This window comes from Alteromonas sp. CI.11.F.A3, from assembly GCF_032925565.1.
Classification (GTDB): Bacteria; Pseudomonadota; Gammaproteobacteria; order Enterobacterales; family Alteromonadaceae; genus Alteromonas.
In genome coordinates, this window is record NZ_CP136708.1 from 645,873 (window position 1) to 661,931 (window position 16,059).

General features: G+C 44.3%; 18 protein-coding genes. 9 read left to right on the plus strand and 9 right to left on the minus strand.

The genetic code is table 11. The features are described from left to right. The first annotated feature begins 166 nt into the window (after positions 1–166). Positions 167–1,021 (plus strand): RNA polymerase sigma factor RpoH, encoded by an 855-nt coding sequence (gene rpoH, locus R1T43_RS02820; RefSeq protein WP_013786286.1) that lies wholly within the window; start codon positions 167–169, stop codon positions 1,019–1,021. A 115-nt stretch (positions 1,022–1,136) separates the two neighbouring features. Here the strand turns inward: rpoH and R1T43_RS02825 are convergent, their stop codons facing one another. The 3 genes from R1T43_RS02825 to pip all read right to left on the minus strand — a co-directional run bounded on the left by R1T43_RS02825 (position 1,137) and on the right by pip (position 3,540). Continuing rightward, positions 1,137–2,045, minus strand: coding sequence for a bifunctional GNAT family N-acetyltransferase/thioesterase (locus tag R1T43_RS02825; protein ID WP_317352649.1), 909 nt, complete (start codon positions 2,043–2,045; stop codon positions 1,137–1,139). 83 nt (positions 2,046–2,128) lie between these two features. Beyond that, positions 2,129–2,566, minus strand: coding sequence for a D-aminoacyl-tRNA deacylase (gene dtd / locus R1T43_RS02830; protein ID WP_317352651.1), 438 nt, complete (start codon positions 2,564–2,566; stop codon positions 2,129–2,131). Continuing rightward, on the minus strand, positions 2,566–3,540 hold the full coding sequence (gene pip, locus R1T43_RS02835) for a prolyl aminopeptidase (protein ID WP_211071928.1): 975 nt from the start codon (positions 3,538–3,540) through the stop codon (positions 2,566–2,568). The genes dtd and pip overlap by 1 nt, the downstream gene beginning before the upstream one ends. Before the next feature lie 98 nt (positions 3,541–3,638). Here pip and R1T43_RS02840 point away from each other — a divergent pair, with 98 nt between their 5' ends. Together R1T43_RS02840 and R1T43_RS02845 are read left to right on the plus strand one after the other, a co-directional pair. Beyond that, positions 3,639–3,881, plus strand: a complete 243-nt coding sequence (locus R1T43_RS02840) for a hypothetical protein (protein ID WP_317352654.1) — start codon at positions 3,639–3,641, stop codon at positions 3,879–3,881. Continuing rightward, entirely contained in the window at positions 3,878–4,516 is a 639-nt protein-coding gene (locus R1T43_RS02845) for a DUF2959 domain-containing protein (protein ID WP_317352657.1), read from the plus strand. Before R1T43_RS02840 ends, R1T43_RS02845 begins: the two co-directional genes overlap by 4 nt. An 81-nt stretch (positions 4,517–4,597) precedes the next feature. Here R1T43_RS02845 and R1T43_RS02850 read toward each other — a convergent pair whose 3' ends face one another. Further along, positions 4,598–5,482 carry a virulence factor BrkB family protein gene (locus R1T43_RS02850; RefSeq protein ID WP_317352660.1) on the minus strand — a complete coding sequence of 295 codons (885 nt, stop codon included), beginning with the start codon at positions 5,480–5,482 and terminating at the stop codon, positions 4,598–4,600. Positions 5,483–5,641: 159 nt separating this feature from the next. Beyond that, complete coding sequence (gene metF / locus R1T43_RS02855; RefSeq protein WP_129740232.1) at positions 5,642–6,526, minus strand: methylenetetrahydrofolate reductase; 885 nt, start codon at positions 6,524–6,526, stop codon at positions 5,642–5,644. 151 nt (positions 6,527–6,677) lie between these two features. On the opposite strand from metF, the gene metJ reads away from it, so the two are divergent. Then, a complete protein-coding gene (gene metJ, locus R1T43_RS02860; protein WP_013786278.1) occupies positions 6,678–7,004 on the plus strand; it encodes a met regulon transcriptional regulator MetJ in 327 nt (108 codons plus the stop codon). 79 nt (positions 7,005–7,083) lie between these two features. On the opposite strand, the gene R1T43_RS02865 is transcribed toward metJ, so the two are convergent. Beyond that, on the minus strand, positions 7,084–8,325 hold the full coding sequence (locus R1T43_RS02865; RefSeq protein WP_317352669.1) for a malic enzyme-like NAD(P)-binding protein: 1,242 nt from the start codon (positions 8,323–8,325) through the stop codon (positions 7,084–7,086). A 382-nt stretch (positions 8,326–8,707) separates the two neighbouring features. Between R1T43_RS02865 and R1T43_RS02870 the strand changes: the two genes are divergently transcribed. Further along, on the plus strand, positions 8,708–9,022 hold the full coding sequence (locus R1T43_RS02870; protein ID WP_211071931.1) for a hypothetical protein: 315 nt from the start codon (positions 8,708–8,710) through the stop codon (positions 9,020–9,022). A gap of 162 nt (positions 9,023–9,184) precedes the next feature. On the opposite strand, the gene rpmE is transcribed toward R1T43_RS02870, so the two are convergent. Beyond that, positions 9,185–9,397, minus strand: coding sequence for a 50S ribosomal protein L31 (rpmE, locus tag R1T43_RS02875; RefSeq protein WP_013786275.1), 213 nt, complete (start codon positions 9,395–9,397; stop codon positions 9,185–9,187). Between the two features lie 311 nt (positions 9,398–9,708). Between rpmE and priA the strand changes: the two genes are divergently transcribed. From priA to hslU, 4 genes are all read left to right on the plus strand, one after another. Beyond that, positions 9,709–11,913, plus strand: coding sequence for a primosomal protein N' (gene priA, locus R1T43_RS02880; protein ID WP_317355634.1), 2,205 nt, complete (start codon positions 9,709–9,711; stop codon positions 11,911–11,913). A 129-nt stretch (positions 11,914–12,042) separates the two neighbouring features. Then, a complete protein-coding gene (locus R1T43_RS02885; protein WP_211071932.1) occupies positions 12,043–12,612 on the plus strand; it encodes an SPOR domain-containing protein in 570 nt (189 codons plus the stop codon). A 254-nt stretch (positions 12,613–12,866) separates the two neighbouring features. Beyond that, positions 12,867–13,391: an ATP-dependent protease subunit HslV gene (hslV, locus tag R1T43_RS02890; RefSeq protein ID WP_013786271.1), complete on the plus strand. Its 525-nt coding sequence runs from the start codon at positions 12,867–12,869 to the stop codon at positions 13,389–13,391. 79 nt (positions 13,392–13,470) lie between these two features. Then, positions 13,471–14,799: an HslU--HslV peptidase ATPase subunit gene (gene hslU / locus R1T43_RS02895; RefSeq protein ID WP_317352679.1), complete on the plus strand. Its 1,329-nt coding sequence runs from the start codon at positions 13,471–13,473 to the stop codon at positions 14,797–14,799. 55 nt (positions 14,800–14,854) lie between these two features. Here the strand turns inward: hslU and R1T43_RS02900 are convergent, their stop codons facing one another. Beyond that, positions 14,855–15,772, minus strand: a complete 918-nt coding sequence (locus R1T43_RS02900; RefSeq protein WP_211071934.1) for a RimK family alpha-L-glutamate ligase — start codon at positions 15,770–15,772, stop codon at positions 14,855–14,857. A 52-nt stretch (positions 15,773–15,824) separates the two neighbouring features. Beyond that, the gene (locus tag R1T43_RS02905) at positions 15,825–16,049 is read right to left on the minus strand and encodes a hypothetical protein (RefSeq protein WP_317352683.1); all 225 of its coding nucleotides are present in this window, start codon (positions 16,047–16,049) and stop codon (positions 15,825–15,827) included. Positions 16,050–16,059: the final 10 nt, after the last annotated feature.

Here is a 16,059-nt window from a genome sequence, read left to right on the forward strand (position 1 = left end):
TTTGGAAAGAGATAGACACTAATTGAACTGTTTTTTGCAATTGTGGTCTTGATCTTTAGAAGATGGATACTACATACCAATAACTGGTTTAGTTTCTCATCGCAATTAAGTCTCGCGCGGCTGATGTTACTTTGCTAATATCAAGTTGCAAAGAATGAGGTGAATAATGAGCAATAAATTGCAATCCCTAGCACTATCAGTTCCTCACAGCGGTAGCATTGAAGGCTACGTACAAGCTGTAAGTCGTATTGATATGCTAACTGCAGAAGAAGAGCGCGCATTAGCGGTGCGTCTTCGTGAAGATGAAGATTTAGAAGCAGCACGTAAGCTGGTTATGTCTCATCTACGCTTTGTTGTGCATATTGCAAAATCTTATTCTGGATATGGTTTGCCACAAGCTGATCTTATCCAAGAAGGTAATATTGGTTTAATGAAAGCGGTTAAGCGTTTCGACCCAACAGTGGGCGTTCGTTTGGTTTCTTTTGCCGTACATTGGATCAAAGCTGAAATTCATGAGTTCGTACTTAAGAACTGGCGTATTGTTAAAGTTGCTACTACAAAAGCGCAACGTAAATTGTTCTTCAACTTACGTAAAGCGAAAAAGCGTCTTGGTTGGTTTACCCACGAAGAAGTGCAAACGGTAGCCAGCGAGCTGGGTGTGAGTACGAAAGAAGTGCTTCAAATGGAAGCGCGAATGAGCAGCCAAGATCAAGCATTCGATCTTTCTGCTGACGAAGACGAAACGGGCAACTTTGCACCGGTTCAATTTCTTGAAGATAAATCAACTGATGTTGAAATGGACGTTATTAATAACGATTGGGATACTAATGCGAGCAAGCGTTTGTACTCAGCCATTAAGACACTAGATGATAGAAGCCAAGATATTATCGAAACTCGTTGGTTGGCTGACAGCAAAATTACACTTCAAGATCTTGCTGATAAGTACGAAGTATCTGCTGAACGTGTTCGTCAAATTGAAAAGAACGCGATGAAAAAGCTTCAAGCTGCCATGGTCGCGTAAGTGAGCGCCTAAGCTAAGCAAACATAATTAAAAAAAGCGCCTATTGGCGCTTTTTTTGTATTTTTTATATTTCATTTACGAAAGTAAAAAACAGCGAATAATATACCTTTGCTCGTTAGGCCTCAGTTTGCTCTGGAAGCACCCAAAACACCCCTTCAAACTCTGCCACGGCATTATCGCCATCCAAGATATCTACGTTCAAAGCAAATCGCGCTTTCTCACCTTTTTCTAAAGGCTTAAATTTGCCCGATAAGGTTTCTATATTACAGATTGCACGAGGCTTCATAGTAATGGGCTTATGATAGTGAATATCGCCGTCGCCCAATACAATATCGCCTGTTAGTCCACGCTCTTTGAGTTGTAAGTAAATCATTCCCCAGCCAGTTAATGTGGCTAACGAAAAAATACTGCCGGCAAACATAGTGCCGTGAACATTAATATTCTTATTAAGTGACGCTCGGGTTTCTAATGTTCTGCCTGTGTATTGGTATAATTTAATACCCATATGTTCAGTAATGGGAATGGTATCAGTCCAGGTTTGCTGTAACGATTTACACCATTTGGGATGCAGCACTAAGGTGTTATTTTCAGTGAGCTTTTTCACCATTTGCTGGCGTCTTAGCATGCCTAATTCGTTAGGCGCTTCACGTTCAACAACGAAGCCGCATGAACTGAAAAAGTCGATAGAAACTTCTCGGCTGTTGGTCACCGCGCGTATAGCTCCCAATTCTTTCGCCACGTTCTCTAAAGCGTCCATTATCATCTGCCCAAGCCCTTTACGCAGATAATCAGGGTGTACGGCAATATGACGAATTTGTGCTTCTTCAGCAGTATTTAAATGCACGCGGCCACAGGCAACAATTTCGCCTTTACCGTTCACTATGGTGCGATGCTCTGCCACTTGTTCATACTCATCTTTCTCTGAACCAGGAGGAAAGTTCCATGGCTGGCGAAGGTGAGCCCAGCGAAAATGAAAATAGGCTTCGAATTCAGTATCGCTTTTAGGGGTTACAACCTTATACACAATAGAGAGGCCTCGTATGAAAGAATGAAAATCTATTTAACCTTACGCTTTTTAACTGCACAAGATTAATTCTAGTATGTTCATTATACCTGAAACTGGAAGGTGGCGGGTCCGTCATTCACTAAAGCGACTTTCATTTCAGCACCAAATTGCCCCGTTTCCACTACAATGCCCTTTTGTTTAAGGGATTCTATGAATTGCAGATAAATAGCATTGCCATGTTCAGGTGTTGCCCCTCTAGAAAAGCCTGGACGATTGCCTTTTTGCGTATCGGCCACTAGGGTGAATTGAGACACTACTAATATTTTCCCCCCAATTTGCTCAACATTTAGGTTCATTTTTCCATCGCTGTCGGAAAAAATACGGTAGCGGCATAATTTGTTAGCAAGCTTTTCGATTTGTTCTAGGCCATCGTCTTTTTCAACGCCAAGCAGCACTAGCATACCTTGCTCAATTTCGCCGATGATTTCATTGTTCACTGACACGCTAGCTTCAGACACTCGTTGAACCAACCCAATCATTACTTTTGCTCCTTTAAAAATCTTGCCATATCTCTGGTTGCGCGGCACAACGCATAAGCAATGCCGGGTTCAGACGTACTGTGGCCAGCATCAGGAATGATTTGAAGTTGGCTTCCCGGCCACGACTTATGTAATGATTCTGCCGCTTCAGTTTTGCATATCATGTCATATCGACCATGAATGATAGTGCCAGGAATATCGCGTATTTTATCTATATTATCAAGTATGTAGCCTTCATCAATAAAGCATTTGTTGGTTAGGAAATGGCATTCAAGAGTGGCTAAGCTGGTGACAAGCGATAGGGGATATTGACTGGTGGAATCGCCAGTACCAGGTGGTAAAGACACGCGAGAAAGTCGCTCCTCCCATTGATACCAGCGCTTTAGCGCCGCATGTCGTTGTACTTCGTTATCGGCTTTCAATGTATTGAGATAATGCGCACAAATAGCCGAAGTACTTAGCGGGGCGTCTATCCCTTTAACGAACTGGCGATAATATTCTGGAAAAAGCTGAGCGGCACCACCTTGTGGTGACAAAAACCAGTCTCTGTCTTGCTGGCGCGCTAAAAATACGCCGCGAAGAATAAGCCCACTAACATGATCAGCATACCTAAAGGCATAAAGGAGCGCTAAGGTTGAACCCCATGAGCCTCCAAACACTAACCAACTCGATACGTTGAGCTGCCGCCTGAGTATTTCAATATCTTCTACATTTAGCCATGTATCGTTGTCTTTGGTGCTGGCTAATGGGGTTGAACGTCCGCATCCTCTTTGCTCGAATCCGATGATACGGTATCGGTTACTGTCGAAGAAGCATTTATAATTCGGCGGTAAACCAGCACCTGGGCCGCCATGAATAAAGAGTACTGGAATACCCTCAGGGTTGCCGCTCTGCTCATAATAGAGAGAGTGCCCACATCCCACCTCGATAAATCCATTTTGGTAACAGGTAACATCTGGGTAAAGTCGTTTCATTTTATTTCCGCGCGTTGTGCGGGTGCCTGTTTTAGTTTAGTTTATTCTTATGAAATACTACATAATCATATTCTGATAACAATTGCGAGGAAGTTTATATGTCAGGGCAAGGATCTGGCGGCAATGTGATTGCTGCAATTTGTAATTTTTTTATTCCAGGGTTAGGGCATTTAGTACAAGGGCGAATACTTGGCGCACTATTTTATTTTATTGTGGTTGGTGTGAGCTATATGCTTGCCGCAACCGTAATACTAGCAATTGTATTTTGGCCATTAGGCGTTATTTTGCACATTATTTGTATTATTAGCGCGGCCCGCTATCGAGGGAGAGAGATGTTATGAGGCTAATAGCAACTGCTATTATTGCTATGTTGGTATTAACTGGCTGCCAATCTGCGTATTACGCAGCGTGGGAGAAAGTAGGCGTTGAAAAACGCGATATCCTTGTTGACCGTGTTGAAAACGCAAAAGAGTCGCAAGAAGACGCACAGGAAGAGTTTAGCTCTGCATTGGAAGCTTTCAGTGCGGTAGTGGCTTTTGAAGGTGGTGAGCTAGAAGATGTTTATAACAAGCTTAATAGCGAATATGAAAACAGTCTTTCTGCCGCCAATGAGGTTTCCTCTCGCATTGATAAAGTTGAAGGTGTTGCCGAAGCACTTTTTGACGAATGGGAAGATGAGTTAGAAAAGTATCAAAATGCGTCGTTAAAACGCGAAAGCTCTGAAAAGTTACGTGATACCGAGCGCAGATATAGTGCGCTTATCAAAACCATGCGTAAAGCAGAGAGTAGAATGGCGCCAGTACTAAGCGCTTTTCAAGACAACGTTTTGTACTTGAAGCATAACTTGAACGCTAGCGCGATTGGTGCGTTACAAGGTGAGCTTACTAATATTCAAAATGATGTGGACCAGCTCATTCAGCAAATGAATTCAGCCATCGCTGAATCTGATGCGTTTATTGCTGCTATGTCTAACTAGTGAGTGCTTAACGTATTGTCATTGGATTAATAAAACCAATACGAGACTAAAAAGGCGTTGTAGTTTCCTACAACGCCTTTTTTATTCTTCGGGTATTTGCCTTGGCTCGTCTTCCGCTTTTCGATTTTCAAACGCTTGGCCTAAGCTGCATGTGAATTCTGCGCCTAATAGCACCAATACCCATGAAATATAAACCCACAAAAATAGGATAGGCACGACTGCTAACGCACCGTATATCAACTCATAAGAAGGGAAATTAGTAATGTAAAGGGCAAAGCCAGACTTCGTTAACTCAAACGCAACCGTTGCCAAAATGGCACCTGAGATAGCGTGACGGGCGAAAACACGTCGGTTAGGTACTATCATGTACAAAATAAAGAAAGCCAGCATGGCCGCGAAGCTAGGCACGAGGGTGAGTAAAAAAGTACCCAACCCTGGCGTATATTCTTCCGCAAAAGCAGCAAGCCCGGCTAAATAAGAACTAATTATCACGCTTGAGCCAATAAGCATAGGCCCTAGGGTAATTACCATCCAATAGATAGCAAACGTATAAACAATAGGACGATCGCTTTGTGTACGCCAAATCCGGTTAAGGGTTTTATCGACATTGGAAATCAACATGAGTGCCACTACAAGCAACGATAAAATACCGATAGCGCCCATTTCAGAAGCGTTGCCCACAAAGTCAGACATATACTCATGAACCGTATCGCTGGCGGTAGGCACAAAATTATTAAAGATAAAGTATTCTAATTTGCCTCGAACGGACGCAAAAGCAGGAAACGCCGACATGATGGTGAAAGTCACCATAATAAAAGGAACAAGAGACAGCAACGTAACGTAGGCTAGGTGGCCTGCGGAAATAGTAATATTGTCTTCACGGCAACGCTTGATGAAGATAGTGAAAAGATCGACAACTTGTGGTGCGAGCTTATGATAGATGGCTTTTACCCGATCCCAATTCACACTTTACTCCTAGTTATTACTCGCCTTGGCCATTCGCCGTTTTACCTTGGCCTTTTACAGCGAAGTAAGGTTGCAACGAGGCAAACGAGTCGTTCAAATACCTGATAATAGGCAAATGGTATACTGGTCTGCCCTATAGGAGCAAAGGTTTAATCGAAATTAACCTGCTCGCACACCTAGCATGTGGCAAATAGCGTAGCTCAACTCACTACGGTTAAGGGTGTAAAAATGAAAATGCTTCACGCCTTCTTTGGCAAGTACCTTAACCTGATCCATCGCGATGTTAGCACCAATGAGGTTCCGAGTAGCTTGATCGTCATCGTCAAGTCCATCGAACATTTTGTGTAAGAACCCAGGCACATGTACATTCGTGAACCCAGCGAACTTTACCAAAGTCTGGTAATTGGTTACTGGCAGTATGCCAGGCACTAGGTCTAGGTCGATACCTGCAGCTGCTGCACGGTCACGAAAACGCAAAAATACACTGGTGTCGAAGAAAAACTGAGAAATAGCTTCGCTCGCACCGGCTTCTGCTTTGCGTTTAAGGTTTAATAAATCGAATTGGGCATTCGGTGCTTCAGGGTGTTTTTCAGGGTAGGCGGCCACTGAGATATCGAAATCGGCTACATCTTTTAGTAGCGCCACTAAATCAGAGGCATACATTTCGGTATCTTTCACACCTGGCGGTAAATCACCACGAAGAGCAACAATACGACGAATGCCTGAATCCCAGTAGTCTTGCGCAATTTGTTTAAGTTCATCACGGCTTGCATCAACACATGTGAGGTGAGGGACGGCCGCAACCCCAGTTTGTTGTTGAATTCGTTTTACCACGTCATGGGTGCGATCACGCTCACCGCTGTTTGCTCCATAGGTCACCGACATGTAACTCGGTTTTAATGGTGCTAAACGTTCAACCGACTTCCACAAGGTTTGTTCCATTTTCTCAGATTTTGGTGGAAAAAACTCAAATGACACATCAATGTCACGCAGTTCCGAGAGGGACTGATTCAGTGCATCGACACCTTGTGCGTAAGAAACCATGGTAAAATTACTCTTTTATGGACGTTTAGACGGCTAAATTAAAGAATTTACGTCTAGACGTCAAGAGGTTTACACTGCTCAATTGACCTTTTCGTCAACTTGTTTAGAATTTCTCTTCATAACATAAATAAGATCAGACAGAGTTAGCATCATGGCAGAGTGGAACGGTAAGTATATTCATCCCTACGCAGAGCACGGTAAAAAGAGTGAACAGGTAAAGAAAGTCACCGTTTCTATTCCTATTAATGTGCTAAAAGCATTAACCGATGAACGTACGCGTAGACAAATAAACAATTTACGTCATGCGACGAATTCAGAATTGTTATGTGAAGCGTTTCTTCACGCATTTACAGGTCAGCCATTACCGGATGACGAAGATTTGAGAAAAGATAACCCTAATCGTGTACCTGCTGAGGCAAGACGCATAATGGAAGATATGGGTATAGACGTTTCTATTGAAAACGAACAAGAAGATTAAAAAAACGGCAATGAAAATTGCCGTTTTTTATAATAATCGAATACAAGGCTGCGCGCCCAGTTATTCGATTATACTGCCTTTACTCTGCGCGGTTCGGTACTTCTGGAAGCCTTGCAACACCAGATTCAATCGCCGCTTTCGACACTGCAGAGGCTATGCGTTCACAAAGGCGAGGATCCATTGGTTTAGGAATAATATATTCTTTGCCAAAGGTTAAGCTTTTGCTATTGCTAGCCGCTAACACAGATTCTGGTACGGGCTCTTTGGTAATCGCGCGGAGTGCTTCTACCGCTGCCACTTTCATTTCGTCGTTAATGGCCGTTGCGCGAACATCCAATGCGCCACGGAAAATGAACGGAAAGCAAAGAACATTGTTAACCTGATTAGGGTAATCAGAACGCCCCGTTGCAATAATTAAATCATTTCGAACTTCGTGAGCCAATTCAGGCTTAATTTCAGGGTCGGGGTTAGAGCATGCAAAAACAATCGGGTTAGGCCCCATTAATGCCAAGGTTTCTGGCGGCAATACATCTGGGCCAGATACGCCTACAAAAATATCAGCGCCTTCCATCACATCTTCTAACGTACGTTTATCGGTATTATTGGCAAACAAACGTTTGTGTTCCGTAAGGTCTTCACGGCGGGTATGAATAACCCCTTTTCTGTCTAACATGTAAATGCGCTCTCGTTGCGCGCCACATTTAATAAGCAATTCCATACAGGCTACCGCTGCTGCACCCGCACCCATACAAACTATTTTGGCGCTTTCGATATTTTTGCCCTGAATTTCAATGGCGTTCAACATGCCGGCTGCCGTTACAATGGCAGTACCATGTTGATCATCATGGAATACCGGAATATTACAGCGCTTAATGAGTTCTTGTTCTATTTCAAAGCACTCTGGGGCTTTAATATCTTCTAGGTTAATTCCGCCAAACGTATCTGCAATATTGGCAACGGTATTAATGAATTCTTCCGTGGTGCGATGCTTTACTTCAATATCGATAGCATCAAGCCCAGCAAAGCGTTTAAACAGCAGTGCTTTACCTTCCATCACCGGCTTAGAAGCTAACGGCCCCAAATTACCTAAACCTAGAATAGCAGTACCATTACTGATGACCGCTACCATGTTGCCTTTCGCTGTATATTTGTAAGCATTATCAGGATCTTCAGCAATTTCTCGTACTGGCTCAGCTACCCCTGGACTGTAAGCCAGAGCAAGATCATCCACACTATCGGCTGGTTTTGATAGCTCCACGCTAATTTTACCTGGCGTGGGTTTGGCATGATAATCTAGCGCACGTTGTCTGAAATCTGACATTAGTAAACATATCCTTCGATGTAGGGGTTAGGCAATCTTCGTTACCGTAAGGGCAATCTGCGTTGCCGCAGTAGAATGTCTTCGACTCTATCACAGGGATATTTAAGTACATATCTGATCTGCCCTTTATACCTTTAATCTAGGACAGACTTGCTTGTATGACCAGTGACATCGTCGAATATCTGCCATTCACCATATTAATGATACTTTGAAAATTAATACATTATTTCTATTTTATAGAAGTAGGTATAGATGTTGGTATAGACGTAGGCATAAGTGAGCATCGAATAGCGTTGTAAAAAAGGCATTAAATCGGCCAGTTAAGGCGCTGGTTATCGGAATAGGTATAATGGAAACATGATAAAGGAAAGCGTAACTTAAGATGTCGGAAAAGAAACTGATTGAAGCGTTAACGGCGGTGTGTGAGTGGGCAAAATCTGAGTCGGTTGGCTTTGAATGGCTTACTCATATGGGGCACTGGCGCAGGCCGGAAATTATTGCAGTGTTTGAAACCGAGAAACAGAAAAGCGAAGCGCTAGCAGCAAATTGGAACCAAGCATTTGAAGATGAGCTCGATAATGTGTGTCACACGTTGAAGGCACAGATTAAAGGTGTTCGCTACGACAGCGAGCAAGCGTGCACTTCGCAAAGTAACGGCAATTGGGAACGGCATTTAAAACGCAGAGCTTTTCACTGAGAGCATTGCATTAGGCGATTTCTTCATTCGCCGAGCTCTCCACTCGCTGTGCCTTCCACTCGCCGAGCACTGTATTGGAAGCGCTTTCTATGGAGCGCAGACACAAAAAAAGCGCCGATAGGCGCTTTTTTTAAAGAAACATAGTGTTTCTGAGTACTGAGCTTATTTAGCGCCCAAAGCACCGAAACGTTTCTTGAAGCGGTCAACACGACCACCGGTGTCAACGTTACGTTGCTTACCAGTGTAGAATGGGTGACATGCAGAACATACGTCTAAGTTAATATCTTTACCTAGAGTAGAACGGATTTTCATTACGTTGCCGCAAGAACATGTTGCTGTCATTTCAGCGTATTCTGGGTGGATACCATCTTTCATTTTGGATTACCTTCAATATGAGGCCGTATCGCTATCTGGCCCGAAGCCAAACACCATACGCAACTTTAAATTCAATGACCGACCGCAGATATTGCAGTCAGCCGCAAAAGAGCGGCGCATAATAAAGGAAGCGTCGTAAGTGATCAAGCACTTTTTGTATGCGAAGTAAACAGGGGCGGTGTTGATTCCGCACAGGGGCAAAAATAAATTCCCTTCCCTTATTTGACATTATGTTTAAATGCCAGATCATTAGCGGTTCTGAATTTACGTCTACTCACTTTACGTTTATCAATATTGGGGCATCAATTTTAATGGTATTCATTCAGGTGGCTGTACCTGTGCCGCTTCGCCAACTATTTACCTATTCTCATACCGATACCTTACAACCTGGTGTGCGGGTAAAAGTGCCTTTCGGCCCACGTCAATTGGTAGGCATTGTAGTTGAATCCGGTGTAGACATAGATGATACCAGTAAAATAAAAGCCATCATTGAGGTAGTAGATAGCGAGCCGGTTATCGACGAGTCGCTAAGAAAAATGGCGCATTGGTTATGGCAGTATTACCACCATGCGCCCGGGGAAGTGATACATGCCATGCTTCCCGTGCCCCTTCGAAAAGGTGAGCCTGCCACGCCATCACCCGCGCAATATATTCAAGTCACACCAGAAGGTGCTGATACCGATGTTAATAGTTTAAGCCGAGCACCCAAGCAGATGGCTTGTTTAGAAGCCGTTCAAACCACATCACTTATTGCTAGCGAAGCGCGCAAAACCTTTTCACCGGCAGTAGTGAAAGCGCTATTAGATAAAGCACTTATTGAGTTAGTGGAAATTACACCTGAACTCACTGCGCAAGCTTGGTTAGATACCTTCGACATTGGCGAAAAGCCCGTACCTGATAAAGAACAAGGGGTAGCGATAGCGGCGTTAAACCAGCAGCATGGTACTTTTGCAATCAGCTTGCTTGAGGGGGTTACAGGTAGCGGTAAAACCGAAGTGTATCTGCAATCTATAGAACCTTTGCTTAAAGCCGGCAAACAAGTGCTTATTTTAGTGCCTGAAATTGGTTTAACGCCGCAAACCGTTTCGCGGTTCGAAAAACGTTTTAATATTCCTGTTGGGGTATTGCACTCTCAATTGACAGACGCGGCGCGATTATCGGTATGGCAGCGGGCAAGGGCAGGCGAACTAGGTATTATTATTGGTACGCGTTCAGCTATTTTTACGCCGCTTAAAAACCCCGGCATGATCATCGTAGATGAAGAGCATGATGAATCATTCAAACAACAAGATGGGCTTAGGTATCACGCACGAGATTTAGCAGCCATGCGAGCTAAAGAGCATAGCATTCCTTTGTTACTTGGTAGTGCCACGCCAGCGCTGGAAACGCTCAATAATGCTTTAAACGGTCGCTTCGCGCATTTACAACTAACCCGCCGCGCCGCAGGGGCGCAAAGCACTAAGCAGTATTTATTAGATGCCCGAGACCAGCCTATTCATTACGGTATTTCAGAAGGCTTGCTGACAATTATGCGCCAGCATGTGAATGCTGGGAATCAGATTCTGGTTTTTGTAAATAGACGGGGTTATGCCCCAGCCCTTTTATGTCATCACTGCGGCACTACGGCAATGTGTAAACGTTGCGATAGACCTTATACTGTGCATAAAGGGCAAAACAGGCTGCAATGCCACCATTGCGGTGCTACCCGTTCAATGCCCAAAGAGTGTGAAGCTTGCCACAGTCATGAAATGGTAACAGCGGGGACGGGCACCGAGCAGGTAGAAGAGGGCTTAATGAAGCTCTTCCCCGATGCCAAGCACGTGCGAATAGACAGTGATTCGGTTCGGGGAAAAGATAAGCTGCATCAAACCTTAGATGCGATCAACCGCCAAGAGCACCAAATATTGGTGGGCACGCAAATTCTGTCAAAGGGACACCATTTTCCTCACGTTACACTGGTGGTTGTTTTAGATTGTGATGGGGCGTTATTTAGTGCTGATTTTCGGGCGCCAGAAAAGCTAGCGCAGCTAGTAACACAGCTAGCAGGTAGAGCCGGGCGGGCAAGTAAACCCGGAGAAATGTGGTTGCAAACCCACAACCCTCACCATCCTTTATTACAAGATTTAGTGAACAACGGTTATGCCCACTTTGCGCGCCATGCGTTAATGGAGCGAAAAGCGTCTGCCTTGCCTCCATATATTAGCCAATTTGTGATTAGAGCCGAGGCAACCGAGAGCTCATCGGCCTATGCTTTCCTGCAACAGGCTAGAGGTGTACTTTTAAACTCAAATACTGCAAACGCAAATTCTACGGGGTTAGTACCGCAAATGACGGGGCCGTTTCCTTGCTTAATTGAAAAGCGCCAAGGGCGTTTTCGCTTTATGTTGGTGTGCAGTCATGAAAAACGTGCGCCGTTACATAACGCGTTGCGCTTAGCATTGCCTTATTTACAAGGGCTGCCACAGGCTGCAAAGGTACGTTGGTCGGTAGATATCGACCCCACCGATTTCAGTTAGCACACTGATGGGGAATACGGTAAAATCTTAACACTGATGTATACAAGTGTTTCAGGGTTGTGCACTATGTCCTCGTCTAATGGCACCACCCGTCTAAAATAACGATAAGTAGTAGGAAAACTGCCGAATATGGCTCAACGCGATTATGTATCTCGTGGTAAAGCACCACAAAAAAAGAAGCCGGATAATAAAAAACGCGGTAAATCACAGGTGAAGGGTACACCCACGGCCGCATTCCCTATTGTTCGTTTGGCCATCGTGGTGATATTACTTATCGGCTTTGCGGTTTTCTTATGGTCTATTAAAGACAACGCCAGCTCTGAGGTAGATACCGAAGTTGTACGCCCTGTTGCGCCTACCCAAGAAGCCTTGCCTGAATTACCGAAAGAAGAGTGGGAATATATTCGTACTCTGCCTGGGTATGAAGTAGAAGTAGACGTGGCTGAACAGGAAAAGTCGGACAAACGATACCTTATGCAGTGTGCGTCGTTCAGAACCCGTGCCCAAGCAGAAGAGATGAAAGCCAAAATCGCCTTCCAAGGTTTAGAAGCTCTTATTCGCCAGAGCTCTGGCAGTAACGGCGAGTGGTTCAGGGTTATTCTAGGACCATTTGAATCGAAACGTGATGCCGAGAAAGCCAAGCACAGCCTTCGTAAAGTGAATATCGCGACCTGCCAAATTTGGTACTGGAACTTATAAATCGTATAAGATCATTGAGGTAGAAAGCCAGCGACAAGTAAAGATAGCCTTTAAATCTTTAATGTCGTTTAGCTGATAATACTTCCACCATTATTTGTGGTGGAAGTTAACCTCCGGCAATTAACACGCTAATCGATATACCCTTTAATCTTTCCCCCCTTGAAAACGAAAACCCTTCCCCCATTTCATAACAAAGTCTTTTTTCAGTTATCGCCCGAGTCTGCGATAACGCCCACCTTAAACGGGGATTAAACGTGACAACGATTGTATCTGTAAGACGTGGAAATCAAGTTGTGATGGCTGGCGATGGTCAGGTGTCACTCGGTAATACCGTAATGAAAGGTAATGCACGTAAAGTGCGCCGCTTGTACCACGATAAAGTATTAGCTGGCTTTGCAGGCGGCACCGCCGATGCCTTCACTCTATTTGAACGCTTTGAAGCAAAACTCGAAGCCCACCAAGGTCATTTGACCAAGGCGGCAGTTGAACTTGCCAAAGATTGGCGAACCGATCGCATGCTGCGCAAGCTAGAAGCCCTATTAGCCGTAGCCGATGAAACTGCGTCTTTCATCATTACCGGCAACGGCGATGTAGTTCAGCCGGAAAATGATTTGATTGCTATTGGTTCAGGTGGCAACTATGCCCAAGCTTCTGCTATAGCCTTGCTTGAAAATACCGAACTTACCGCAAAAGAAATTGCGGAGAAAAGTTTGACCATAGCCGGTGATATCTGCGTATTCACTAACCATAGTCAAACGGTAGACGTACTCGATTACTAAGTGGCTGTTTAATCAAAAATAAACAGCGACTTGTGCCTGCTATCGATGCAGTAGCACCAAAACAGAAAAGGGTTTATGCATGTCTGAAATGACACCTAGAGAAATTGTTCATGAGCTAGACCGACACATTATTGGTCAGCAAGATGCTAAACGTGCGGTATCGATTGCACTTCGAAACCGCTGGCGCCGTATGCAGCTTGAGCCTGATTTGCGCCAAGAAGTAACGCCTAAAAATATTCTTATGATTGGCCCAACAGGTGTGGGTAAAACTGAAATTGCGCGTCGCTTGGCAAAATTAGCCCATGCGCCTTTCATTAAAGTTGAAGCCACTAAGTTCACTGAAGTGGGCTATGTAGGTAAGGAAGTAGAAACCATCATTCGCGACCTTGCAGACATTGCCGTGAAGATGACCAAAGAAACAGAAATGAAAAAGGTGAAATTCCGCGCTGAAGAAGCGGCGGAAGAGCGCATTCTTGACGTACTTATTCCACCTCCTGAAGATGCATGGGGTAAGAAAGAAGATGTTGAAGATAGAGGCACACGCCAAGCATTTCGTAAAAAGCTTCGTCAAGGCGACTTAGACGATAAAGAAATTGAAATTGACGTAGCACTTCCACAAGTCGGCGTAGAAATTATGGCGCCTCCTGGAATGGAAGAAATGACTAATCAGCTTCAAGGCATGTTTCAAAACTTGTCAGGTTCGCAAAAGAAAAAGAAGAAGCTAAAAATTAAAGATGCACTGAAAATGCTGGTGGAAGAAGAAGCCGCACGTTTGGTGAATCAAGAAGACTTAAAAGAAAAAGCGATTGAGTCGGTTGAGCAACACGGCATTGTGTTCGTGGATGAAATTGACAAAATCTGTAAGCGTGAAGGCAATACGTCAGGCGATGTATCGCGTGAAGGTGTGCAGCGTGACTTGCTACCCTTGGTAGAAGGTTCAACGGTATCGACTAAACACGGTATGGTAAAAACAGACCATATTTTGTTTATCGCCTCTGGTGCGTTCCAAATGAGCAAGCCGTCAGACCTTATTCCTGAGCTTCAAGGCCGTTTGCCAATTCGCGTTGAGTTGTCAGCATTAGAAGTGGGTGATTTCAAGCGTATTCTTACCGAGCCTAACGCATCGCTTACCGCACAGTACAAAGCGCTAATGCTTACTGAGGGTGTGAACATCGATTTCGTGGAATCGGGCATTCAGCGTATTGCTGAAGCGGCATGGCGTGTGAACGAACGTACTGAGAACATTGGTGCACGCCGTTTACACACTGTGCTTGAGCGTTTAATGGAAGATATTTCATTTGATGCGTCTGAAAAAAGCGGTGAGTCTTTTGTGATTGACGAAGACTACGTAAACAGCCACTTAGAGTCGCTAGTAGAAAACGAAGATCTGTCTCGCTTCATTCTATAAAGCCCTAAGGCTAGTAACACACAAAAGAGCGCATTTATTTAAATGCGCTCTTTTTTTATGTGGTTAATAATTTCACTAAACGCCCAGTAATATCAACGCCAGTCTCGTTTTCAACAAACAAGAAGAAAGGGCAAGGGTTGGCTTCCAAGAAGTAATACTCACCCTTGGTATTTTTACGCCAATCGATAGCGCACCAATGCATTCCTAAGCCGGAACATATCTTTCGTGATAAATCCTGCATTGGTTTCGGAAGGGGCGTCAGCAAAGGGCGTGCGTTAGCATCGTCTCTGAAATCGAGGTCGTGAGAGTCTATTTGTACACTGACGACTTCATCACCCAGTACGTAACTGCGAATGTTTGTCCCTTCAATATATGCCTGAAACGTAACAGGGCGCTCTTTTAACAAAGCCTGTACTAAACCGCGAGTATCATAGCCCTGTTGTACGAATTTTGCTGTTTCGCCGCCTTTCACGGGCTTATAAACCACCTCGTCTATATTCGCACAAAACTGTAAAGCAACATTACTAGCGTTGCCTATATAGGTATATGGCACCTTAGCCCCTAGCTTTTTTGCCATTCGCAGCTGAATCGGTTTGCAGTGATGAGCGCGAATAGCGTCAATACCATTAACCCACTTAGTTTCACTGAATAAAAACCAACATAACAAGGTGCTGGCATATTCCTGATCTAACCACTGCGAAGACGCATTGTCAGAAGCGTTCACCGAGGGAGGAATATACTGGTGCCAATAGGCAGATGTGATGTCTGATAGCGGAATTCGAAACAGCCCGTTGCGCGTAGGCTGGTCAAAATGCAAAAGACCATCATTAAAATCCGGGTCGTAACTGAGCTGCCAGTGTTTACCAAAGTAGTTGGTATTGATAATACAGGGCTCATTTTTATCGGCTATTAAGGCCTCAGCCACATGAAGAATTTGTGGGTCATTCTCGCTCCCTATTAATGCAATCTGCATTGAAATATCCTTTTAAATGGTAAAAGGAGGACTGCTTAACCTCCTTAATCTGCTATGACAATAAATCGGGCAATTGTCCGCCGTCCTCACCAATCGCGAGGGTGATATAGACAGGTGGTTTAATAAGGCGAATTGGCGTTTTATCTTCAACTGTTGATACGCCAGACTTGCCGCCAGTCACTTGCAGTAACTCTTGGGTTTCAAGATGAAGGGCGGTAGCGGTTTGTACCTCTGTTTGTGTATTTTTGTGTGTATGGTTTTGCGTGTTATGTTGCATTTTTCGCTCC

Coding starts and splice junctions, on each gene's coding strand:
- rpoH (WP_013786286.1), top strand. CDS start 167: ATGAGCAATAAATTGCAATCCCTAGCACTATCAGTTCCTCACAGCGGT.
- dtd (WP_317352651.1), bottom strand. CDS start 2,566: ATGATTGGGTTGGTTCAACGAGTGTCTGAAGCTAGCGTGTCAGTGAAC.
- pip (WP_211071928.1), bottom strand. CDS start 3,540: ATGAAACGACTTTACCCAGATGTTACCTGTTACCAAAATGGATTTATC.
- R1T43_RS02840 (WP_317352654.1), top strand. CDS start 3,639: ATGTCAGGGCAAGGATCTGGCGGCAATGTGATTGCTGCAATTTGTAAT.
- R1T43_RS02845 (WP_317352657.1), top strand. CDS start 3,878: ATGAGGCTAATAGCAACTGCTATTATTGCTATGTTGGTATTAACTGGC.
- metF (WP_129740232.1), bottom strand. CDS start 6,526: ATGGTTTCTTACGCACAAGGTGTCGATGCACTGAATCAGTCCCTCTCG.
- metJ (WP_013786278.1), top strand. CDS start 6,678: ATGGCAGAGTGGAACGGTAAGTATATTCATCCCTACGCAGAGCACGGT.
- R1T43_RS02865 (WP_317352669.1), bottom strand. CDS start 8,325: ATGTCAGATTTCAGACAACGTGCGCTAGATTATCATGCCAAACCCACG.
- R1T43_RS02870 (WP_211071931.1), top strand. CDS start 8,708: ATGTCGGAAAAGAAACTGATTGAAGCGTTAACGGCGGTGTGTGAGTGG.
- rpmE (WP_013786275.1), bottom strand. CDS start 9,397: ATGAAAGATGGTATCCACCCAGAATACGCTGAAATGACAGCAACATGT.
- priA (WP_317355634.1), top strand. CDS start 9,709: ATGGTATTCATTCAGGTGGCTGTACCTGTGCCGCTTCGCCAACTATTT.
- R1T43_RS02885 (WP_211071932.1), top strand. CDS start 12,043: ATGGCTCAACGCGATTATGTATCTCGTGGTAAAGCACCACAAAAAAAG.
- hslU (WP_317352679.1), top strand. CDS start 13,471: ATGTCTGAAATGACACCTAGAGAAATTGTTCATGAGCTAGACCGACAC.
- R1T43_RS02900 (WP_211071934.1), bottom strand. CDS start 15,772: ATGCAGATTGCATTAATAGGGAGCGAGAATGACCCACAAATTCTTCAT.
- R1T43_RS02905 (WP_317352683.1), bottom strand. CDS start 16,049: ATGCAACATAACACGCAAAACCATACACACAAAAATACACAAACAGAG.